Source organism: Nonlabens sp. Asnod3-H03, assembly GCF_045063665.1.
In the GTDB taxonomy this organism is placed as follows: Bacteria; Bacteroidota; Bacteroidia; order Flavobacteriales; family Flavobacteriaceae; genus Nonlabens; species Nonlabens ulvanivorans.
Window position 1 is genome coordinate 1,313,158 of sequence record NZ_JBEFOD010000008.1, and the last position, 23,435, is coordinate 1,336,592.

Sequence of the window (23,435 nt, forward strand, 5' to 3'; positions counted from 1 at the left end):
ATATTTGCAAAATGGGAAAAATCACACTTTTAAAATTCAGTTTTATTGTTTTAGCGACAGTAATATTTACATCTTCTTGTGTTTCTAAAAAAGACATTATATATGTTCAAGATATTGATACGGCATTATCTGAATCCCAATCTTCAAAATATGATGCTGTTATTACAAATGACGATATTTTAAAAATAATTGTCACGAGCGAAAATATGGAAAGTGTTCAACCATTTAATAAAGTGGTAAGTCCTGTTGTAAACCAAGAACTTTCTATTAGATCACAAGAAACGTTGCAAAGTTATTTGGTGGATGATGAAGGGTTTATTAACTATCCGTTATTAGGAAAAGTTAAAGCAAGTGGATATACTCGAGTAGAACTTCAAGATCATTTAAAAAATGAAATGCTTAAATATGTTAAGGATGCGGTTGTTGATGTACGTATAATTAATTATAAGATTACTCTTCTAGGAGAAGTGAATAGACCAGGTACTTATAGCGTTGATGATAATAGAATAACATTATTACAAGCCATCGGTCTTGCAGGTGATTTGACCGTTTATGGAAGAAGAGATAACATTTTGGTAATTAGAGATATGAATGGAATTCAAACTTCTACTAGAGTAAATTTAACGAGTGCTGATTTTATTTACTCACCATTTTATTATCTAAATCAGAATGATACCATAATTGTTGAGCCAAATGGAGCTCAGATTCAGGCCTCTGGTTTTAACAGAAATATTTCCGTTTATGTATCAATAGCCTCATTATTATTGACAACAGTGGTGGTATTTTCAAATTTGAATAAATAATTAATGAATAATCAAGATAATAAGACAAGCGAACAATCTTTAAGGGATCAGCTGAAGCCGTTTATAAAAGCTTGGCCATGGATTATACTATCCGTTTTGTTTTGTATTGTGGCCTCTCAATTATATTTGAGATATGCCACCAAAAAGTATCAAGCGACAGCATCGATAATTATTAAAGACACTCAAATGGGTGGTGGTTTGTCTGAAACAGGCGTGCTTGGTGATATGGGATTATTTGGCAGTAATTTCAACAGTATTGAAAATGAGATTGAGATTCTTAAATCTAAGAGATTATTATCAAATGTTATTGATCATTATAACTTAACTACAACGTACTCTAGAAAAGGTAATGTTAAAGAAAGTGATGTATATACGAATCGTTTTTTAAATGTGAATGTATTAAAGAATGATTCCATTGCTGAATTTAATAATTCAATCACTTTTTACGTAAAAGAAGTTAGTGACTCTTTATTTGGATTAAGATTACAAACTGATTCAAAGTGGTTGACCAAGGAATATGGAGAGATCATTAAGATAGAAGATCAATCTTTGATATTTTCACCATTACCTTATAATACTGCTGATAGTAATAATGGAGATGATCAAGAATTATCTGATTTAAAAATATCAATCAGGCCTAATGAATTGGTAGTACAAGACTATCACTCAAGATTAAATGTAAACACTTCGGGTAAAAGAGGTAGTGTCGTCAATTTATCTATTACAGATGTTGTAGGTGAACGTGCTGAAGATGTATTGAATCAGCTCATTGAAGAATATAACAAGGATGCTATAAATGATAAGAATATCGTAGCACTTAATACTGCCGAGTTTATAGAGGAGCGTCTTAATGATATCACTAAGGATTTAGATAGTGTAGAGACTGGAATTGAATCTTTCAAGACCAATAAAGGACTTACTGATATTGGCGTAGAAACTTCACTGGATTTACAAAAAGTGAATGAAATTGAATCTGAATTATTAAAAGTTGAGACACAATTATCCATAGGGAGATCATTAAAAGAATTTATGATAACGGATATTGAGAAGAGCGTTACGACTTCTGGTTTAGGATTAAATGAGCCTCAATTAATTGCGCTTATTAATAATTACAACGAAGTGTTGACCACTTATCAAAGAATTGGACAAACATCTACTCAGGAGAGTCCAGTGATGGTAAGATTATCAAACGAGTTAAGTTCTTTAAAACGAGGTATTTTTAGTTCTTTAGATAGCTATATCAATGGTTTGAAAGTGGAACAAAATAACCTACTAAGAAAGTCTAATCAAATCAATGCTAACATATCTCAAGTTCCTAATAATGAGAAAACGAGTCGTAGTGTAGAACGAAATCGTGAAGTGGTTGAGGCTATTTATTTACTACTTAGAGAAAAACAAGAAACTACGGCTATATCGCTGGCGGTTACTGCCCCTAAAGCAAAAATTGTCGATTCGGGTTATGCACCAGATATACCTGTTTCTCCTAAGCCAAAGATTATTTTACTCGCTGCTTTAGTTCTAGGTGTTTTAATTCCGTTAGGACTGGTTTATTTAAAACAAATTTTTTACAACAAGATTGAATCTAGAAAAGATTTAGAAAGAAACTTACCTCAGGTATCTATTCTAGGTGAGGTACCAAAGTTAGAAAGTGATGCAAAGGATCGTATTATTCCTAATGATCGTAGTGTTCTCGCTGAATCGTTTAGAATCATTAGAACAAACCTACAATATAAATTAGGAGCCTTAAATCACGATGATACCAAAGTTGTTTTGGTAACCTCTACGGTAAAAGGTGAAGGTAAAACCACAACAGCATTTAATTTAGCCAGTACTTTTGCTTATAGTGGAAAGAAAGTACTACTCATTGGTGGTGATATCCGTAATCCACAACTTCACAGATTTTTTGACGCTAGTTTAAAGCGTAAAAAAGGAGTTACAGAGTACTTGGTAAATTCAGATTTAAAGTTAGAAGATCTTGTGGTTCCTGTAGATGATAATAGTAATCTACATATGCTATTATCTGGTTCTATTCCTCCTAATCCTGCAGAGTTGTGGATGCAGAGTAGGACTAAAGATATGATCGAGGAAGCAAAAGGAATGTATGATTTAGTAATTATTGATTCTGCACCAACCATCGTTGTTACAGATACGTTCTTAATCAATAAATTTGCTGATGTAACCGTGTATGTTACTAGAGCAAATCATACAGATCGTGGTCTTTTAGAATTTATCTCAGATACCATAAAAGATGGTAAATTAACTAATGTAGCGGCAGTCATCAATAGTGTTAAGTTGACTAACTTTGGATACGGTAATAAATATGGGTATTCTTACTCGGCAGATAAGAAAACTTTTATAGAGAAATTAAAGGCTAAGCTAAACTTTTAAGTATTAAAAGTTTAGCTTACTATTTTCTATAACAGGTTGAATACTCTTAATTATATTAGACTTAATTTGTATTTCCTTTATTTTGCTTAAATGTTCTGGTTTATGGGCATCTGTTCCCACTAGATCGTATAAGTTATGTTCTAATAACAACATTGCCTTTTTCTGAGCGTCTTTACCATAATGCCCTTGTATAGAAAGTAGATTTAGTTGAAATAGAAAACCTCTATTTTTTAAATCCTTAAACTCTTCAATTCCCTTTATATATCGATATCTTTCTGGGTGGGCTAGGATAGGAGTGATGTCCTTTTGTAGCATATCAAAAACGACCTCATTTACATACTCTGGTTTTTGAAAATAAGAAAACTCAGTAAGTAAAATTCGATCTCTAAGAAAAAGTATCTTCTCTGATTCTATTAACTCTTCAAATCCACTATCCATCATATACTCTGATGATGCCTTTACAATAAATGAATGATTCTCGGACGCATGAAGTTGGTCAATGGTATCCTTATAGTTTAAAGTGATCGTTTCAGTATCATTACCATAATAATCTTCCATCGTATGAGGCGTTGCTATACAACCTTTATATCCGATTTCTTTAAACAAACGAATCATCTCGATAGTTGTACTCAAATCTGGTGAACCATCATCAATTCCTGGTAATATATGATTGTGTATATCTACTAGTCCTTCCAGATGATCTACAAGGAAACTTTTCTTTGAGAAAAACAGCATGATTTTAGTTTATGTGATGATAAGTTTAACTTCATCCATTCCTACAATTTCTGGATATAGTTCTTCAATAATAATAAAGAACTCTGGATCGTTTTTAAAGGCGTTTTGCAAATGAAATCTCCCTTTTGTAATGTCTTGTAGCTTAAAGTAAGCACCAGCGAGTCTATATTCAAGCTCAGCATCATCTGGGTAAAACTCTAGACCATGTTCTAGATTAGAAATAAGTCCATCTAATTCTCCTAGTTGTAAAAGAATATCAGAACGTTGTAACCAAGTTTCTAATTCATAATTACCTAAATCAACCGCTTTACGATAGCCGTATTCTGCTTCTTCAAAAAAGTTTAATTTCTTATTTAATTTTGCATATCTAATCCAGTAAAGAGCATTTTCACTGTCTATTTCTGTAGCTTTTTCAATATAGCTCAATGCTTTTTGATAATTCAATTGCTTAGAATAGAAATCTACTAGGGCAATCCATCCTTTATCTAACAAAGGATCTTCCTTTACTGTCTTTTTATAAAACTTAACGGCTAGATCATAGGCTCCTAATTTTTGATAGCATTTTCCTAATCTTAAATAGGCAAATGAGGTAGGATCGTCTAACTCAAGCGTAATTTGATAATTTTCTATCGCTTGATTATATTTTCCTAGCTTCTCAAGAACTTTACCTTTTTCTAAATAAGCACCAACAAATAATTCATCTGAAATAATTGCAAAATCAAAAGCGGCTAATGCTTTCTCATACATTTTAAGATCAAAATACTGTTTACCTACTTGATGCCAGGCTACCTCGCTATATGGATTGCTATTTAAAAAATTATTTAAAAATTCAATAGCCTCTGTATTTTCTTTTAAGAAATCAAAACAATAGATGATATTATATAATGCAGAATAATCTGTCTCATCCAATTCAAGACATTTGATAAAATTTACTTTGGCAAGTTTATAATCTTCTATAAAAAGATTTTCCATGCCTATCAGATTATAAACATCTGCTTGATCTTCTGTTAGCTCCAGAGCTTGTTGCAGCAGGTCAATTGCCTTTTCGTGATCATCAGTTTTTGAAAAAATATTTGCTTTTTGAATATAAATCTCTGAATTATGAGGCTGAATTTCATACAAATTATTCAATAGGTCATGTGCTCGTTCAAATTCATTGTCAAACACAAGAATTTCTGCTTGTAACAATTTAATTTCAACAGAACTGGGATGTTGTGATAGACCTAGTTGAACGGCTTTACGGGCCATTATCATTTTACCAGCTTCTAGATAATGTTCTACAATCTGTTGAAATTCTTCACTATCAAAAAACCCAACCTCGTTGGATTTAAGCATTAATTCAAACTTTTTAACGCTCATGAAGCCATCACTATTAAGTTCAAAATGCATATTTGGTTTTTAAGAATTGTACTCTCACTAAGTTCAAAATATTTGCCATTCTTTCCATTAGAGTTCAAAATCTGTTATAAACATTTTATAAACAGCCTTTACTAGAGGTTTTAATCATAAAATTCGTTGATGACTTCATTTAATATAGCACATGATTTTGTTATCTCATCTTGAGTTATGGTAAGTGGTGGCGTGATTCTTATAGCTTTTTTTTCAAATAGAAGTAGAAAGAAAATTACACCACGATTACGGCACTCATCTACAATAGCGGCTGTATATTGATCGTCTGACAGTATGGCTGCTAGCATTAATCCTGTACCTCTTATTTCTTTAATGTTTTTGTTTTTTAAGCTTTCGCGAAAGCGTAATTCTTTAATCCTTATATCCTTAATGAGATCTCCTTTTTCAAGTTCAGTCATAGTGGCAAGTGCGGCAGAAGCTATAACTGGGTTACCGCCAAATGTGGTAATATGTCCCAGCATAGGAGCTTCTTTGAACATATTAAGGTGTTCTACACTAGCAGTTAATGCTCCTATGGGCAGTCCACCGGCCAGGCCTTTACCTGTAATCACCATGTCAGGTATGATGTCATGTTGTGTAAAATAGAACATGGATCCTGTACGGCCCATTCCTGGTTGTATTTCATCTATAATCAGTAATGCGCCAGTCTGTTCACATTTTGTCTTTAGCGCCTTTAACCATGATGCATGTGGGATGATAAAACCTGCGCCACCTTGAATCGATTCTATGATTACTGCGGCAGTTAAGGAAGTAATTAAGTTTAATTGAGACATACAATTAAACTTGATATGTTTTACTTGTGGTAATAAAGGTCTGAAAGGTGCTTTACGTTCTTCATAGTCCATTAAACTTAAGGACCCCATAGTATTGCCGTGATAAGCTTTTTGCATAGAAATCAATTCACTTCTACCGGTTACTCTACGTGCCAGTTTTATAGCAGCTTCCATAGCTTCTGTACCACTGTTGACTAGATAGGTCATTTGAAGAGGTTCAGGCATGTGTTGTGCTATTTTTTTACATAGCTCGACTGCTGGTTCTTGAGCATATTCTCCATAGACCATCACGTGCATGTATAAGTCTACTTGTTTTTTAATAGCGGTAGTGACTGCTGGATGACAATGTCCTAGTGGTAGTGCACTGACTCCTGCCACACAATCTAAGTATTCATTGCCGTGGACATCATAAATGTAATTTCCACGCGCATGTGATACCTCAAGAGCTGGAGCAAATGGGGTAGTAGGAGCTTGATATTGAAAAAAGTCTTGCTTCAAGGCTATTTCTTTTTACCTATTAATTGTTGATCTTCTTTTTTATCAATTAATTTCTTATCCTTTAAACGTGAGTTTTCGTTAATTTGAGAAGAGTTGTTCTCATCAAAGAAATCTTCTTCTTGTAAAGGCAGTGGTAGCCCTTGGATTTTAGTAAGTACCGGTTTAGGTTTCCCCATAAATAGATCATCTACAGAGTTGAGCTGTTCTTCACCTCGCCAGTTAAAGCCTCTTAGTCTTCTTGCATTCTCAGGTAATTCATCTGGCGGAATGGTTTCATCCTTAGGATTACCAATAGGTTTAATAATGGCAATATCACCATTATTAAAGGTGATTTCTAACTTACTACTGGTTCCCTTGTTGATCCCAACTAGCTCATCAGATTCATTAGAAACATAAAGTAAGTTTTCAACGTTTTTATCAATTTTAACTTTATTTAGCTCATTATCTTTAAATAGCCCTATGAGCTCTTTTCCTTTTATCTGATTATAACCATCATGAATGGTATCCTTATCTACTATAAAGGCATTGTAAAACACTCTTAAAGAATCTAGTTTTTCTGTTTCTACATTGCTTTGTAGATGAATAGAATCTCCTGTTATTTGACTTTTACCACTCCATAGCACAGGTTTCTTAATCATTTTAGTAAGTCCAGTTGATTGCCTAGTGTGAATAGAATCACATCGACCGCTTAAATCACTTTTAAAAAGTCTTACATCTCTAAAACCTCGTACAATACGATTATCTTCTGGACCTGTTACCATTAGAGTATCTGCATGTATGTATACAGAATCTGCCTCTTGCAACGATATAGCTACCGCTCTTTTAGTTATAAAAACAGAATCTTTGTCTCTAAAGACTTCGGCATAATGACCTTTAATAATAGAATTATTTATGGTGTCTGTTACGACTATATTATTTGTCGCGCTAGCAAAATTAGTAACACGATTAAAGTAGAGACTATCACCGGTAACGGTTCTATTATTATAATCAATGCGAGATTTTTTCACAAAATGTCCGTAGTCATTACGTGTATCATAAAAACCACGTTCACAATAGACTGTACTCGCTTTACCTTTTATGGTCGATGGACCATATAAATAAGCATGTCCCGTTTCAGTATAAAAATTAACTTGACTAGAGTTAATGGTATAGTCAGGATTAACTATAACCACATCATCAATGAATTGATATTTTTTTTCTTGCATAAAAAATCTGCCCACACGACTAGTAAGTGTACTAGCTGTATCCTTAACTGTTCCACCACTTCTATAATAAGCTTGTTGTTTATTACGATCAAAGTATAAGGTGTCTGTAGATAAAGTAGTCTCTGGACTGCGCATATTCACTTTACCAGCAGCAAATGCTAATTGAGTATTTCCATTATATTCTGCATATTTTGAATTCATGAGAACGCTGTCACCTTGATTCATACGTACAGAGCCTAGTGCTCTTAAGAAATTGTCTTTTTTATAAAAAACAGCTTGGTCACACCACATTTTAATGCCTTGATGAACTACATATACTTGTTGAGCATCAGATTTTGCATAAATAATAGCATCTGGATAATTTTCTTCATCAATGAATTGATATTCAGAAATTACATTAATGATGGAATCATTCTCTGTAGACGTGCTGTCATTATTTTCAATTTGTTGCACCTGACCATAGCAAAGGAAGGTTATGAAAAATAGTATAGTACTAATTGTGATTTTCAATAGAATTGATTTTAACATACAAAGTTACTAAAACGATGCCATGATTGTTTAAGTAACGTACAATCTTGTTTTTTTATTTTTAAAATTAGGGCAAAAAAAAAGCGCTCCATAAGGAGCGCCTTTATATAAAAGATATGTTCTAATTATCTTGAACTTCTCCACATTCGTCTTGACAGAAAGTGTTAGATTTTGCAGTATCACTTAAGCCTAATTGCTCACCATCAACCCATACACCTACACATTGATCAACACAACCGTTATCCTTTAAGGTATACATTACTACATAAGCAGCAAGACAAGTACAGTCAGGTAAACAGTTATCTCTAAATCTATAAGTAACACCTGTACGTCTTCCAGAAAAACAGTTTCTTACATTGAAAGCACATACATCTGGAATACCATTAACTAATGGAGTAAGGTTACAGTCACCTACTATATTCATAGATACAGAAGAGATGTACCATCCTGGTGCAGCAGTATATTTAAAGTCAAATTTAGTATTACCGTTACCGTTACCATCGTTATCGTTGAATTTTGTAACCTTAAGGTTACCTACAGCACCAGTACCTGGTAAATTGATATCTTGAACTAAACAAGCACCAAAATCTGGATCTTCAATAAGAAATTTCTCTTCACCAGTAGTGGTGATAGATTCGATAGGTAATGGGTAAACAGACTCCTCTGGATTTAACTCACGAGGTAAAACGTCACGACTGATTGCGATTGTCTGCATAAAATCAACAAAATCAGCTTCAGTCATCTTATCGATGTTTTGAGCTTCATATTGATCTACGTTTGCTTCTTCTGAGGAACAAGCTGCAGCAATAATTCCTAAAACAAAAATTGTAAATATTTTTTTCATGGTCCTATTAAATTGGGTAGACAAAACTACTTCTATTTAACACGACTTTGTAAAATTCTGTTAAGTTTTCGCTATCTAGGCTTTAATAATCGTTAACAAACACTTCTAAGATTATAGGTTTGTAAATCAGTCCTTTAATAAATCTATTCAACTGATTAAATAACCACTCGTCGAGTAGAATCTTTGTTATAAAGGGAAATAATACCAATCTATTTCTTTTTCATAATTTCCTTCGGTATTAAACGCTGATTTCATGACTTGTAAATCGCCTTCAGAATCTGTTCCTAGTTCCATAACCGCGTATCTAACAACATTCCAACCTTTAGATAGGGTAACATCATAATTTCTAATCGATTTTTTAATGACATTTCCCGATTCATCTACTTCTGTAGGTGAACCATTAGAACCCTTAATACTCGTATCGCTGTCACTATATAGCCACATATAAAAATGACCTTCAATAGGTTCGTGTTTCTCTGGATTTATATTATATGTTATAAATTCTCTTGAAGATCCAGGGAATATTCGTCCTGTTCTAATGCCGTCTTGATAGGTTTCAAATCCGTAATATTTACCAGCCAGTGCAATCTGGGCATTCGGATTTGATATCGTAAGGTTTTCTAGTGGACTAAAAACATCTTCTATACCTATCGCGCTCAATTCATATGCCGCATCGCCTAAGGAATTGTAATCATCAAATGCTTTTTGAGAGGTTTCATTGAACTCATTTGGTAATTCAATTTCCAATGTTCCATTTTCATCCACACTTCCTTTAAATAATGGATCTACAAAAAATCCCATGATGTTCACTTGTGCAACATCTCCATCATAATCAATAACATCGCCTGTTACTATATAATTAGATTCCTTTAAATTTTCTACTTTTTCTTTACAGGAATTAAATACGAGTAGTACGGTAATTAATAGGGCTGTGTAACAATATTTAATCATAGAACTTTAGTTTTTACGCTTTCGCGAAAGCGTGATTCAAAATATTTCTATTTAACGTAGAATAGAAGGTTTATATTACCTTTTTTTATCTGATTTAAACATGGAATCCAATATAGTATTGATTCCTTGAAAAATAAATACAACCGCAAGTATGCAGAAAGCAATACCTGGCATTAAGAATATGATGGGATGATCACTTCCAGCGCCCAAATAAATTAAGATAGGTCCAGCAATTAAAAATGGAATGGCAGTCATAAGTCTTGTGATGCCTTTTCCTAATACTTCTTTATCTGTTGATGGTTGTTGCTGTTCCATTAACAGTTGTCTATATGGTTGATAGCAGATCGTACACTACCGTATTCTTTTAATGCGTTTTGAGCGTTTTCATAATTAATACCCGTCTGTTCCATAATCATTCTAGTACCACGGTCTACTAATTTATCATTACTCAATTGCATGTCAACCATTTTATTACCTTTTATATGTCCTAATTTAATCATCACTGTAGTACTGATCATATTGAGAACCATTTTCTGAGCAGTACCAGCTTTCATGCGACTACTGCCAGTCACAAATTCTGGACCTACAATAGGAGTGATAGGGTAGTTTGATTCTAACGCAATGGGACTATTAGCATTACAAGTAATAGAGCCTGTAGAGATATTTAAACGATTGCAACTTTTTAAACCTCCTAAAACATATGGAGTGGTTCCACTGGCTGCAATACCTATCACGGAATCATTTTCATTAATAGAATAGGCTTGTAAATCTTTAATTGCTTGTTTGGTATCATCTTCGGCATTTTCTACAGCATGTCTTATAGCTGTGTCACCACCAGCGATAAGGCCTATGATTTTATCTGGAGATACACCAAAAGTTGGTGGACATTCACTAGCGTCTAAAATTCCTAATCGACCACTAGTTCCTGCTCCTATATAAAAAAGGCGACCACCAGTTTTCATCTTTTGAACGATACTATTTACAAGAGATTCAATTTGTGGAATGACCTGTTGTACAGCAATAGCTACTTTCTGATCTTCGCGATTGATGTTATTAAGAAGTTCTATGGTGGACATATTTTCTAGTCCATCATATAAAGAGTCTTGCTCTGTGGTTTTAGTAAACATGAATTAATAAGTTATGGTTTCTGTGATCTCTAGACCATAACCTATCATACCTATACGCTTACTTTGCTCACTGTTAGTTAACAGCTTTAATTTTGAGATTTTTAAATCGTGCAGTATTTGAGCACCTATACCGTAATCTCTATTATCTAGGTTTTTGCGTGGCGCTTTTACCTCGCCATTTTGTTGTAATTCTTTTAATTGTTCTAATCTACTCAACATATTTTCTGGTTGAAACTGCTGATTTATGAAAACAATTGCTCCTTTTCCTTCCTTATTAAGACGTTCAAACATAGCGTCTATTTTTCTGTCAGCCTCAGATGTAAGCGTACTGAAAAGGTCATTATTAACCTGAGTAGAGTTCATACGTGTTAGTACTTCCTCATCTTCATTCCAATCACCTAAGGTTAATGCTAGGTGTATTTGTTGATTTGTGGTTTGTTGATAAGCTCTTAATCTATATTCACCAAAACGAGTGCGTAAATTAAAGTCTTCTTTTTTCTCGATGAGGCTATCGTTTTTCATACGATAAGCCACTAAATCTTCTATAGAAACTAATTTTACATCAAACTTTTTTGCAACTTCAATCAATTGAGGTAAGCGAGCCATCGTTCCATCTTCATTCATGATTTCTACAATCACACCTGCAGGTTCATGTCCGGCTAATCTTGCAAAATCAATAGCAGCTTCAGTATGCCCAGTTCTTCTTAAAACGCCACCATCTCGTGCTCTTAAAGGGAAAATGTGACCTGGTTTACTTAAATCATGACCTCTAGTATCTTCATGAATCATCGCTTGGATCGTCTTTGATCTATCGCTGGCACTAATACCAGTGGTTACTCCATGACCTCTTAGATCTACAGAAACCGTAAAAGCAGTTTCCATAGGGTCAGAATTATTAGTAACCATCATATCCAGTTCTAATTCTTTACAGCGCGACTCTGTAATAGGCATGCATATCAATCCACGACCATGAGTGGCCATAAAGTTGATCATTTCTGGTGTTACAGATTGTGCGGAAGCCAGAAAGTCACCTTCGTTTTCCCTATTTTCATCATCTACAACAATGATAACCTTACCTTTTTTGATGTCCTCTATAGCATCTTCAATAGAGTCTAGTTTAAAGGAAGTATTTTTTTGAATTGCAGTACTAGCGGTCATAGGGCTTCATCTTTTGCACAAAGATAAGAATTAGACGGCTCTAGTAGGATTCTTTGGCTTTTTTTTAAACTTAGAAAATAAGGATTCAACAGCACCTCCTAAATCAAAAAATCCTTGATCTGTAGTAGCTCGATAGGTAAGTAATATGCCTAATGGAAAAATGATTAATGTTCCCATCCAGGCACCTATCCAAGTAGGGAATGCACCTTCAACGGCAGCTTTCTCTGCAAAAATATTGATGAAGTGATAGGTTAAGAAAAATAAGGTAGCAATTACTAATGGTAATCCCATTCCACCTTTTCTAATAATAGCTCCTAGTGGTGCTCCAATAAAAAATAGTATAATACATGCAGCTCCTAGGACAAATTTCTTCTGTATTTCAATCTCGTGCTTTGCGATACGTTTAGATTCTTCACTAAGTTGAAATAACCTGTTTTTTAAAGATGATCGTTGTTGCTTTAATTTATTGATGGTATTCTCAATAGTACGTCGCTGATCATATATTTTTAATTCACTAATAAAATTATCTGTGATTTCACCAGCCTTAATGGTATCAGTAATTCTTGACTTCATCAGTTCTGGTGCCCATTTTCTGTGCTGTGCTTCATGATAGAAGGATAAATTATCATTAAACTTTGTAGTAAATGAATCTATACTGGTTTGTAGCTCATGAATTTTAAGCATGCGATGATTATCGGTAACATCTGCTTTATTAAGGTCCACATTATTTAATCCTGACACGTCAACATTAAGCGTATAAGTATCAAAGTAACTGCGTACAAAAGGAGAACTTCTTCTTTTTTGTGCATTTTCAGGAAAAAGGTCGTCATAGTAATTACCATCCGTCAGAACTAGCTGAATGATATTAGACTTTAAGGAGCTTTTTAATTCACCTTTTCTACTTTTTATGACCGTATAATTCCCATTGCGCTTCGGGTTTTTTTTATGGATGAGAACGTTGTCTAAAAATTGACCACGATCACCTGTTTTTTGATCTACTTTAATATTGATGTCACCTAATTGGTTGAAATTACCAACTCCTATGGCCATTGCAGGTTTACTATTTACAATATTTCGCCTTAGGTTACCTTGCTTGAAATGTCCCCAAGGAATCACCGTATTTGCAAAGAAAAATGAAGTGACACCTAATGTTCCGACAACAATGATTAACGATCGCATGGCACGTTGTAAGGATATACCATTAGATTTCATGGCTGCAAATTCATAATTTTCGGCCATATTACCGAAAACCATTATAGATGCTAGAATGATACTTAAAGGTAGCGCTAGAGGTACAATTACAGGAATAGTATACATCATAAATTTAGCTATGGTAATCATATCTAAATCCTTTCCTGCAAGATCCTTAATGTAAAGCCATATGGCCTGTAGGATAAGAATAAACATAATGACAATAAAGACGCTTAAAAACGTCTTTATAAATGAAGTCAATATGTATCTATCCAGTATTTTCAACTTAGTCTAGATTCTCAATATCCCAACCATCATAATCTTTAGGATCAAAGTAGAAACATTTCTTTGATAAAGGCTGATTAGTCTTAAGTGATAATAGGGTAAAAGTAGCTTTTGTACCGCTTACTTCTGTTACAATGGCGTTATAAATATGTTTTGTATTGATATCTATTCCTAGCAATACTTGTTTGTACTCAGAGTCTGATTTAATAGGTGTTAACTTAATGTATTGAATCTTACGACCTCTAACATTTTGTTCTATATCCCATTCTGCACGATATCCTTTTTCATAGAACGTTAATATGTTAGTAGGTGAGATCAGTCCGTCCTCATTATCTGTTTGAGTAGAGATGGTTACCTGTTCATCTTCACGATTAATGACATAAAGTTTATCACCGTTAAAAACATAGGTGCTTCCTAAGAACTCCACATTATAGTTGTCACCACTTAAAGTGGCTTCACCTTGAACATCCATATTCAATTGTGACCTTGAATTTTGAAGATTACCTTTATAAGTAAATACTACATTTTCATAGCTCTTAAACTTAGTCGCTACTTCTTTAAGCAGTTGTTCTGCTTTTGATGATTGTGCGTTACTTATAAAAGCAACAGATAATAGTAATAAAATGAAAATCTTTTTCATGGTCTTAACCTTTGTTTTTTTCTTCGTTTAAAAATACTTCTAGAGATGCAAGGTCCGGTATTAAGACCTGTCTCGCCTTGCTACCTTCAAAACCACCTACTATTCCGGCTGCTTCTAGTTGATCAATAATACGACCAGCTCTATTGTAACCTAATTTTAATTTACGTTGCAATAGTGAGGCACTACCTTGTTGTGCAATAACGAGCACTTCTGCAGCTTCTCTGAATTTACTATCTCTTTCGTCTATGCTTATATCAAGACTTGTGCCACCTTCTTCACCTACATATTCTGGTAGTAGATAGGCATCTGGATAAGCTTTTTGAGAACCTATAAAGTCGGTGATTTTTTCAACTTCTGGAGTATCGACAAAGGCACATTGTATTCTTATAATTTCATTACCAGAAGTATAAAGCATATCTCCACGACCTATTAATTGATCTGCACCACCGCTATCCAAGATCGTTCTAGAATCCACTTTTTGTTGTACTCTAAAAGATACACGAGCAGGGAAATTTGCTTTAATCATACCTGTAATTACATTTACAGATGGTCGTTGTGTCGCGATAATTAAATGAATTCCAATTGCACGTGCCAGCTGTGCTAGTCTGGCTATAGGAGTTTCTACTTCTTTACCAGCAGTCATTATAAGATCTGCAAACTCGTCAACTACCAATACGATATATGGAAGAAATTTATGACCGTTTGCTGGATTCAATTTCCTCGCTTTAAATTTAGCATTGTACTCTTTAATATTACGACACATCGCTTCTTTAAGGATGTCATAACGTTGATCCATCTCAATACACAAACTATTAAGTGTATTAATTACTAATGAATTATCGGTAATAATTGCCTCGCCGCTATCTGGTAACTTTGCGAGATAATGACGTTCAATTTTATTGAATAAAGTTAATTCTACTTTTTTAGGATCTACTAATACAAATTTCACCTCTGCAGGATGCTTTGAGTAGAGTAGGGAAGTCAATACGGCATTAAGACCTACAGATTTACCTTGACCAGTCGCACCAGCCATAAGTAAGTGAGGCATCTTTGCAAGATCCACCACAAACGTTTCATTACTAATAGTTTTTCCAAAAGCGATAGGTAACTCCATTTCGGCTTTTTGGAACTTAGGTGATGCAATCACAGATCGCATGGATACGATAGAAGGGTTTTGGTTAGGTACTTCAATACCTATGGTTCCTTTCCCAGGTATAGGTGCAATGATACGTATACCTAATGCTGCTAGAGATAAGGCAATATCATCTTCTAGGTTTTTAATTTTTGAGATACGTACTCCAGCTTCAGGGACGATTTCATATAAAGTTACCGTTGGACCTATGGTCGCAGTAATTTTAGCAATACCTATTTTATAATTGTTTAGGGTTTCAACAATTTTTAATTTGTTTGCTTGTAATTCCTCTTCATTAATAGTAATGGTTTTACCTTGAGAATAATCTTTAAGTAACTCTAGTGGAGGAAATTTAAAATTGCTCAACTCAAGAGTTGGGTCGAACTCGCCAAAGTCTTCTACAATCTTTTCTGCCTTACTATTAATATCCTCATCTTCGTCGATTACGGCGTTGATTTCTACATCAACATCACCATCGTCTTGTTTAGGAATTGTTTTAAGAACAGGCTCTGGAATTACTTCTGGTTCTGGAATAATCTCAGGTTCTGAAATGGTAACTTCCATTTTATCAGATTCTGGTGGAGTAGGAGTAGTAACCTCTTCAACGACTGTCTGTCCTTCAATAGTTGATTTTTCCCAGTCTTGCTCTTCATCAGACGGAATTAAATCTGGCTCAAAACTGTCTTTAACCTCAGTAGCTTTTTTAGCAAAATAAGCACTTACTTTTTCAGGTGTGATATTTAATCGCAACACCATGTAAATAATAGCTAGTATGATCATTACCACTATAGTACCTAGCAGTCCAATATAATCTTGTAAAAAGTCATTTAATTCCATTCCTACCTTACCACCTAGTAATGGATTAGAGGCATGAAAAAAGCCCATAGTCATGGACAGCCATAACATTAATAATAATCCCCAAAACCATAGATTGAGGATACGCTTTCGCGAAAGCGTAAACACATCTTTCTTTGCAGCAAATAGAAATATACCAGTAATGATGATCAATACCGGAATCGATAGCGCAGCGATTCCAAAACCATCATAAATAAAAAAGTCACTTAATCCAGCTCCTATTTTACTAAGCCAGTTTTGTGCTACAATCTCGCGGTCAGATATATTGCCTAATATACTTTGATCTTCACGCCATGTAAAGAAGAAAGAGATAAATGAAAATAGAAGGATGACACCAAGACCCATCAACAACAAACCTATTATGACCTCTTGTACTCTGCTTAATGTAAAGCTAGGTATCAGTGGTTTTTTAGATGATTTTGGTTTGGTGGTTTTCTTTTTGGCCATATAATAAGGTGAACGTACAAAAATAACAATATTGTACTCTTATCAATAGATAGTTATCAGTTAATAATCAACGAAGATATTAATAGATTGAAAAACAGTAATAAAAATAATTTATACCACTAGTTTTCATTTAGTTAATAAAATAAAACTGCTTTGATGTACGGTACATAAATGATCAGCCCTATGATTACTGCTGTTATAGCAGTTATAAAAACGGCACCAGCTGCAATATCTTTTATATGTCCTATTTTAATATGAAAATCTGGATGAATAAAATCTGCAATAGCTTCTGCTGCAGTGTTCATGCCTTCTAGACTCATAATGAGACCTATTGATATAATTTGAATCATCCACTCTGTATTAGTGATATCAAAATAGAACCCAGCAATGGTCATCACTACTGCAATAAAAGCTTGTACTTGTATACTAGCTTCTGTTTTTAATAAGGTTACGGCGCCTTTAAAAGCATAGCCGCAACCTTTTAATCTTTTATATAAAAATGTACCTAGTGCCAATTATAATAATGTCTTTAGGGCTGCAAGATAGTTAGGTTCATCTGCAATTTCAGGAACTTGCTCGTTATAAATAACTTTTCCTTCTTCATTAAGAACTACCACAGCTCTAGAATGGAAACCTGCTAGCGGTCCAGACGTCATAGTTAGTCCATAATCTTTACCAAAAGATCCATCGATGACATCGCTTAGATTCACAACATTTTCTAATCCTTCATCACTTGCAAATCGTTTTTGAGCAAATGGTGTATCTCTAGAAATACATAGTACAGCGGTATTATCCAGCTCAGTAGCTCTTTTATTAAAGTTCTTTACAGATGTTGCACATACATCAGTATCAACACTAGGGAAGATGTTAAGAATGACTCTTTTGCCCTTATAATCGTTAAGAGAAGCTTCAGATAAATCTGCTTTTTTTAATTTGAAGTCTGGTGCCTGACTTCCTACCTCTGGTAGTGTGCCACTGGTAGAGATTTCATTGCCTCCTATAGTTATCGTTGCCATAATATTAAAATTTAAGTTGTGATTTTATGTTTTCTATTTTATCGAATAGTATCGATTTTAATTCTGGATCTGTTATACCATCCTTATCATTAAAATTTGATGAGAAATTAGGGAGACTGTAGGTGTCTATAACTTCACCATCATTAAAAGGTAATCTCGCTTTTGCAATTTCTAAAACACTTGCACCACCACGACCACCAGGTGAACTAGCCATTAAAAATATAGGTTTGTTATGAAAACCTTTAGTACCATCTACACGAGATAACCAGTCGAATAGGTTTTTAAAAACAGTTGCATAAGCACCGTTATGTTCGGCTAGAGAGATGATTAATAAATCAGATTCTTTAAGAATAGTTGAGATTTTGAAAATATCATTGGGAATCCCATTCTCTAATTCTAGATCCATACCATATAAAGGCATATCATAATCATTAAGATCTAGAACTGTGGTGTCTGGTTGATTAAATAATGATGCGGTATAGGTAACTAATCTCTTGTTGATTGATGTTTTACTGTTACTACCGGCAAATGCTGTGATCTTCATATAAATGTAATGATTGTATAAAAGTAGATGTACCTACAGCAATAATGAGTTGACAAAATGTTAATTTATCTATTTGTGTAAGTAACTAATTATAGCCTGTTATTAACTTAATGGTGGCCAGATATTATTCTCGGTCGGATTTTTAGGGTTAAAGACAATCCATAGGTGTTCTCCCGGTGGTCTGCGTAAGTTGGTTTCATCCCATACGTTTACAAAATCGGTATGTTTACCATCTGGAGTGTCAAATTCATAATCGATGCGCACAGGATTTCTGTTATTGATATGTTGATTCATATCGATAAAAACATCTAAGATGATACCACGTGTAGGCACACCAGATTTGAGAGCATTTAATTTATGATTGGAATTTTTTAAACTCCATCGCAAGATAAAAAAGCCTATTAAAGGAATAATCAACATGGGCCAAAAACACAATCCTGGAAAAAGAAAAATACAAAAAATAGCACCGACTAAAAAAGATGGGTTTTTCCAATATTTGATTTTTTTCTCATAGCCTGGTGCAAGATATCGAGGTGCCACTGGTGGTTCTGGTAATCTAGGTGTGCCAGGTATGTGAGGTAACTCACCACCACAACTATTACAATTTGTAGTTAAATCTCGTCGGTTAGAAGAGCTGCACCAGCCACACTGTAAAACCCAAGGTTCTAAAACTGCAATAGGTCCACCACATTTCTTACATTGTAAATGGTCGTTATCACACTCAGTAAGGCACCATTCACAGGCTGTTATTCCATGTTTCATTATAGATAGTAATCTGCATATGCAAGTATAGCATCTATTTCATCATGAGACAATTGCGGAAAAGCATTCATATTAGTTTGGTTATACTCATTATAGATTTTAATCGCGTCTGCGTCACCACTAGCTATTTTTGCCTGCGGATCTTCTATCCAAGAATAAATCCAGTCTCGGTCGTATTTACTGGATACGCCAGCTAGTGCAGGTCCTACCGCACGTTTGTTAGGCTTGTGACATGAAGCACAATTTGCTTTAAATAAATTTTGACCTAGTAGTTGTTGCTCATTGAACTGAGGTTTAAGTGGTAAATCAGGACCAGTTTGTATCGCCAGTTTGCTGTGATTGGATGTCGCATTATGATCTATATAAAGTACAACTCCTGCACATATTCCTACAGCAAGGATCATAAAAGTAAAAGTGTAAGCGATAATTTTAGTTAAAGGTTCCAGCATTTTTTTATTTTTATAATCGATAATGTTTCTGCGATTTATCAGCTTTAAATCTCTTAATATGTGAGGTTTATCACGCTTTCGCAAAAGCGAAATTAAAAAGCTTATTAAAAATACGTCCCAAACGTTAAATAGACCAGAAAAAAGGAAGTTTTTACAATAGATAAATCACATACTATCATCTATTTTTGTTTAAAATATCTATAATGACTATCACCCAACTGAAGTACGTTCTTGCTGTAGCACAATATCAAAATTTTACTAAGGCAGCAGAGAAGGTTTTTGTAACGCAACCTACCTTAAGTATGCAAATTCAAAAACTGGAAGACGAGCTAGATATCCAGATATTTGACCGTTCTAAAAAGCCTATTGAACTTACTGAAACAGGAAAGAAAATCGTGAATCAGGCGCGTAATATCGTCAATGAAAGTGACCGTATACAAGATATAGTAGATCAAGAGAAAGGTTACATAGGAGGAGAGTTTAAAATAGGAGTGATACCGACGGTAATGCCTACATTGTTACCTATGTTTTTACGCAATTTTGTCAATAAATATCCTAAGGTTAAACTGCGTATTGAAGAGCTGACTACAGATAGTATTATTGATGCTTTACAAGATGGTAGTATCGATGCTGCTATCGCAGCAACACCTCTTAATAATGAAATGATTAAAGAGCGCATCCTGTACTATGAGCCTTTTGTAGTATATGATCCTAGATATGCAGGTCAACAGAAATCTAAAATTAAGGTAGAGGACCTAAACGCAGACGAGCTACTATTATTAGAAGATGGACATTGTTTTAAGGACAGTGTATTGAACCTATGTCGTAACACCAGAGATACTGAGGATGAACATTTTATGCTAGAAAGTGGAAGTTTTGAAACGCTTATTAAACTAGCAGATGAAGGTCTAGGTATGACTTTATTACCTTATTTAAACACGATGGATTTAAGTGATCGTAAAAAGGAAAATTTACGATTTTTTGAAGATCCATCACCAGCACGTGAGGTAAGTTTAATTTACCATCAAAGTGAATTAAAATTACAGATTATAGATGCGTTGCAAAATGTTATTGCAGGTGTTATTAATGGCGCCATCGCTTTTTCTAACGTGCAGATTGTAAGTCCTATTTCAAAAAAATAGATCAATCATACATTTTCATAATGACTTTTATAGGATTACTAGTTTTATAATCTAGACAATAATATGGACAGCTATTTAGGCAATTGTAGAAGTTAGATCTCAGTATATCTTATGTAGACTGATGTTGTTAATTGATCTCGTTTATTAAATATTTCTAGCGAAATCAACTTATCATCTTCATCCTTTTCTTCTATGGTGTAATATCCTTTTTTCTTTTCTAGGGTAATGCCGTAGTTGATTCCTTTTGAATCGGCATAATGATCGATTCGATGTGTTCTCAATGCTATTTCAACCGTTTTTCTGTTTAATTTCAGGATACCTTTTCTATTGGTTTTGAAATATTTTATTTCTTTCCCATCTTTTGAATATTCATACTTTTCTATTCTTGTCAATTGGTTTGAAGGATTATACCACTGTCTAGAAATGATTTGATCAGCGTCATTATACTTTGCTTTAAAACTCAAATAATATGTTCCATTTTTCTTATTATGTAAGGCTGTATTATTACCTCGATCATCATAGGTTCTTTTCTGACTGGTAATGGTGTCTCCTTTTCTAATTTGATAATTATGCGTTCTATTACCTTGATCATCATACAGATATACAATATAGTCTAAGGTGTCTTTCTCTGAAGTTAAGATAGCTTGAACAAACTTTTTTTCTGTGTCTAGTATAGTTACCGTTTTAGATCCTTTATCTAGTACAGAAGAAAGTGTGTTGGTGTTAGATAATAAATTCCAATCCTCATCATAATAAGTAACTGATGTTCTATGATCAACGGTGTCTTTCTTTTCATAGACTACAGACTCTATAGTTTTAATATGTTTAGTCTGTGCAGGATATTCTTGAGCATAGTCTTTAAGACCAATCATGCATATAAAAATGATTAGGTAAACTTTCATAATAACTTCAATTTAAAAGCAGTGAATTTACATAAAAGGTATTTCTTATCAGTCTCGTTTTAGGCTTTTCAAAAGGTTGATAATACTTCAATAGCTCCAATGATCTATTTACAGATGCATGGAGCTATTTCTATTTGATAAGCAGTAGACTTACTTATTCTTCATCCTCATCTTGATTATGAGTTTTAAGCCATTCTTCACCTTTTTTATCTCTGAAAAAATCCATCCATACATAATACATCAATTCATCTTGTTCTACAGATACAGAATGACTAGAACCTAACGGAATGTGTAGTACAGAATACTCAGGGAAATCCACCTGGGCATCATCTGCATAAACGGTACAGTTGTTATCTGATAGGCCTAAAAATAGCTGTTCTAACATAGGATGTTCGTGCGCACCTACACGATCTGGTCCAGTCGTTTGTACGGTACCCATTGCAATTCTAGGAATATATTGATTAGGCAATATAGTACGACTTACCGTGTTAGGACTCTTGATAGGCTCGGTATAGGATTTACAATCGGTAAATTTTGCATAGTATACCTGCTGCGTGTTTTCTACAGGAAACTCTTTTAGATCCATAAGGTCTTGATCTGTTAGCTTACTAGATATTTTAAGATAATGTAATGTGTCACTTACAGTCGTATTTACAGTAATAGATGACACCGCATTAGGCAGTAAAATGGTTTCTGGTACGATGTCATAATCCTTATTTGCAGCATTTACAGTTCCGTTTCCTTTTACAAATAAATAGATGTATTTAAATCCATCCTGTGATTGATCTTCTAGATGGTGTTCTCCTGTAAGAGCAATGTGCTTTACATGAATACCTTTTATTTCATTCTCTAAAATGGTTTCTGTGTACGTGTTTTGATCTGGACTGACGTCTAAATATTCTATCGGAATCTCTGAGCCACAAGAGGTGAATATTAAAGATCCTAGTAATAAAAGTGAGAATAAATTTCTTTTCATCGTACAACCATTTTTAAATTTTAAAAAAGGTACAACTTATCACAGTTCCTAAAGTATTAGAAAAGAGTTATATAGTTCAATTAGTTGTATGACAGTTGGTTATCGCTTTCGCGAAAGCGTAATAAAAACAACTTTACCTATTCACAAAGTATGGCGGATTACATAAAATAAAACCCTACCAGTGATAGCCAGTAGGGTTTTATATAGGTATTGATATGGTAGAGGTAGCTTTATTTCTTATCTACCAGCGCTACTTTTTCATCAGAAATAGTAATCAGTTTCTGCTTGTAGAGATGACCTAGGGCTTTTTTATAAGCCTTTTTACTCATGTTAAGGTGATAGCGTATATGATCTGGCGGACTTTTATCTGTTAATAGTAAGTAACCATAAGGACTTTCATTGAGCAAGGACATCACTTTGTCTACATCACTATCGATCACGTTAAGGAAGCCTTGCGGTCTTAGGGAGACATCTATTTTGCCATCTTCTCTTATATTTTTGATATAGCCTGTGTGCTTAGAATTATCTTCTAACTCTACATAAACCTCGTTTCTATATAGTAATCCTTCATGGACACCATTAATCATTACCGTGTAACCTAGAGGCGTTTCATTCACTATGATGAGGTCTACTTGATCTCCTACATTAAAATCCATTGCTATGCGTTTTTGAAG

23 protein-coding genes are annotated in these 23,435 nt (G+C 34.1%); 3 read left to right on the forward strand and 20 right to left on the reverse strand.

Features of this window, described 5'->3' with window-relative positions; translation table 11 throughout:
• The first annotated feature begins 11 nt into the window (after positions 1-11).
• Positions 12-803 (forward strand): polysaccharide biosynthesis/export family protein, encoded by a 792-nt coding sequence (locus tag ACJJVI_RS09130; protein WP_348021344.1) that lies wholly within the window; start codon positions 12-14, stop codon positions 801-803.
• A 3-nt stretch (positions 804-806) separates the two neighbouring features.
• Positions 807-3,191 (forward strand): tyrosine-protein kinase family protein, encoded by a 2,385-nt coding sequence (locus ACJJVI_RS09135; protein ID WP_042296810.1) that lies wholly within the window; start codon positions 807-809, stop codon positions 3,189-3,191.
• A 3-nt stretch (positions 3,192-3,194) separates the two neighbouring features.
• Here the strand turns inward: ACJJVI_RS09135 and ACJJVI_RS09140 are convergent, their stop codons facing one another.
• The 17 genes from ACJJVI_RS09140 to ACJJVI_RS09220 all read right to left on the reverse strand — a co-directional run bounded on the left by ACJJVI_RS09140 (position 3,195) and on the right by ACJJVI_RS09220 (position 19,741).
• The gene (locus ACJJVI_RS09140; RefSeq protein WP_405351554.1) at positions 3,195-3,926 is read right to left on the reverse strand and encodes a tyrosine-protein phosphatase; all 732 of its coding nucleotides are present in this window, start codon (positions 3,924-3,926) and stop codon (positions 3,195-3,197) included.
• A 9-nt stretch (positions 3,927-3,935) separates the two neighbouring features.
• Entirely contained in the window at positions 3,936-5,315 is a 1,380-nt protein-coding gene (locus ACJJVI_RS09145; RefSeq protein ID WP_036584781.1) for a tetratricopeptide repeat protein, read from the reverse strand.
• Positions 5,316-5,425: 110 nt separating this feature from the next.
• Entirely contained in the window at positions 5,426-6,607 is a 1,182-nt protein-coding gene (locus tag ACJJVI_RS09150) for an aspartate aminotransferase family protein (RefSeq protein WP_405351556.1), read from the reverse strand.
• 2 nt (positions 6,608-6,609) lie between these two features.
• Entirely contained in the window at positions 6,610-8,322 is a 1,713-nt protein-coding gene (locus ACJJVI_RS09155) for an OstA-like protein (RefSeq protein WP_405351558.1), read from the reverse strand.
• A 139-nt stretch (positions 8,323-8,461) separates the two neighbouring features.
• Positions 8,462-9,184 (reverse strand): hypothetical protein, encoded by a 723-nt coding sequence (locus ACJJVI_RS09160; protein ID WP_036584785.1) that lies wholly within the window; start codon positions 9,182-9,184, stop codon positions 8,462-8,464.
• Positions 9,185-9,370: 186 nt separating this feature from the next.
• Positions 9,371-10,135 carry a hypothetical protein gene (locus tag ACJJVI_RS09165; protein ID WP_042246776.1) on the reverse strand — a complete coding sequence of 255 codons (765 nt, stop codon included), beginning with the start codon at positions 10,133-10,135 and terminating at the stop codon, positions 9,371-9,373.
• A gap of 75 nt (positions 10,136-10,210) precedes the next feature.
• On the reverse strand, positions 10,211-10,450 hold the full coding sequence (locus ACJJVI_RS09170) for a DUF6095 family protein (protein ID WP_036584789.1): 240 nt from the start codon (positions 10,448-10,450) through the stop codon (positions 10,211-10,213).
• On the reverse strand, positions 10,450-11,262 hold the full coding sequence (gene murQ, locus ACJJVI_RS09175; protein ID WP_042296802.1) for an N-acetylmuramic acid 6-phosphate etherase: 813 nt from the start codon (positions 11,260-11,262) through the stop codon (positions 10,450-10,452). The genes ACJJVI_RS09170 and murQ overlap by 1 nt, the downstream gene beginning before the upstream one ends.
• A 3-nt stretch (positions 11,263-11,265) precedes the next feature.
• Positions 11,266-12,420, reverse strand: a complete 1,155-nt coding sequence (ribB, locus tag ACJJVI_RS09180) for a 3,4-dihydroxy-2-butanone-4-phosphate synthase (protein ID WP_036584793.1) — start codon at positions 12,418-12,420, stop codon at positions 11,266-11,268.
• 30 nt (positions 12,421-12,450) lie between these two features.
• The gene (locus ACJJVI_RS09185; protein ID WP_051788736.1) at positions 12,451-13,896 is read right to left on the reverse strand and encodes an LptF/LptG family permease; all 1,446 of its coding nucleotides are present in this window, start codon (positions 13,894-13,896) and stop codon (positions 12,451-12,453) included.
• Between the two features lies 1 nt (position 13,897).
• The gene (locus ACJJVI_RS09190; RefSeq protein WP_036584798.1) at positions 13,898-14,536 is read right to left on the reverse strand and encodes an outer membrane lipoprotein carrier protein LolA; all 639 of its coding nucleotides are present in this window, start codon (positions 14,534-14,536) and stop codon (positions 13,898-13,900) included.
• Positions 14,537-14,540: 4 nt separating this feature from the next.
• The gene (locus ACJJVI_RS09195) at positions 14,541-16,970 is read right to left on the reverse strand and encodes a DNA translocase FtsK 4TM domain-containing protein (protein ID WP_405351562.1); all 2,430 of its coding nucleotides are present in this window, start codon (positions 16,968-16,970) and stop codon (positions 14,541-14,543) included.
• A 134-nt stretch (positions 16,971-17,104) separates the two neighbouring features.
• Complete coding sequence (locus ACJJVI_RS09200; RefSeq protein ID WP_405351564.1) at positions 17,105-17,485, reverse strand: diacylglycerol kinase; 381 nt, start codon at positions 17,483-17,485, stop codon at positions 17,105-17,107.
• The gene (gene tpx, locus ACJJVI_RS09205) at positions 17,486-17,986 is read right to left on the reverse strand and encodes a thiol peroxidase (protein ID WP_042246796.1); all 501 of its coding nucleotides are present in this window, start codon (positions 17,984-17,986) and stop codon (positions 17,486-17,488) included. It abuts the gene before it with no gap.
• Between the two features lie 4 nt (positions 17,987-17,990).
• Complete coding sequence (locus ACJJVI_RS09210; RefSeq protein WP_036584805.1) at positions 17,991-18,530, reverse strand: NADPH-dependent FMN reductase; 540 nt, start codon at positions 18,528-18,530, stop codon at positions 17,991-17,993.
• A gap of 102 nt (positions 18,531-18,632) precedes the next feature.
• Positions 18,633-19,292: a hypothetical protein gene (locus ACJJVI_RS09215; RefSeq protein WP_042296794.1), complete on the reverse strand. Its 660-nt coding sequence runs from the start codon at positions 19,290-19,292 to the stop codon at positions 18,633-18,635.
• Positions 19,292-19,741 (reverse strand): c-type cytochrome, encoded by a 450-nt coding sequence (locus tag ACJJVI_RS09220; RefSeq protein ID WP_405351567.1) that lies wholly within the window; start codon positions 19,739-19,741, stop codon positions 19,292-19,294. Before ACJJVI_RS09220 ends, ACJJVI_RS09215 begins: the two co-directional genes overlap by 1 nt.
• Positions 19,742-19,944: 203 nt before the next feature.
• On the opposite strand from ACJJVI_RS09220, the gene ACJJVI_RS09225 reads away from it, so the two are divergent.
• Positions 19,945-20,883 (forward strand): LysR substrate-binding domain-containing protein, encoded by a 939-nt coding sequence (locus ACJJVI_RS09225; RefSeq protein WP_405351569.1) that lies wholly within the window; start codon positions 19,945-19,947, stop codon positions 20,881-20,883.
• A gap of 92 nt (positions 20,884-20,975) precedes the next feature.
• Here the strand turns inward: ACJJVI_RS09225 and ACJJVI_RS09230 are convergent, their stop codons facing one another.
• The 3 genes from ACJJVI_RS09230 to ACJJVI_RS09240 all read right to left on the reverse strand — a co-directional run bounded on the left by ACJJVI_RS09230 (position 20,976) and on the right by ACJJVI_RS09240 (position 23,417).
• Positions 20,976-21,785: a hypothetical protein gene (locus tag ACJJVI_RS09230; RefSeq protein WP_405351571.1), complete on the reverse strand. Its 810-nt coding sequence runs from the start codon at positions 21,783-21,785 to the stop codon at positions 20,976-20,978.
• Positions 21,786-21,939: 154 nt separating this feature from the next.
• Positions 21,940-22,761 carry a hypothetical protein gene (locus ACJJVI_RS09235; RefSeq protein WP_052403475.1) on the reverse strand — a complete coding sequence of 274 codons (822 nt, stop codon included), beginning with the start codon at positions 22,759-22,761 and terminating at the stop codon, positions 21,940-21,942.
• A gap of 230 nt (positions 22,762-22,991) precedes the next feature.
• Positions 22,992-23,417: a hypothetical protein gene (locus tag ACJJVI_RS09240; RefSeq protein ID WP_036584813.1), complete on the reverse strand. Its 426-nt coding sequence runs from the start codon at positions 23,415-23,417 to the stop codon at positions 22,992-22,994.
• Positions 23,418-23,435 lie beyond the last annotated feature (18 nt).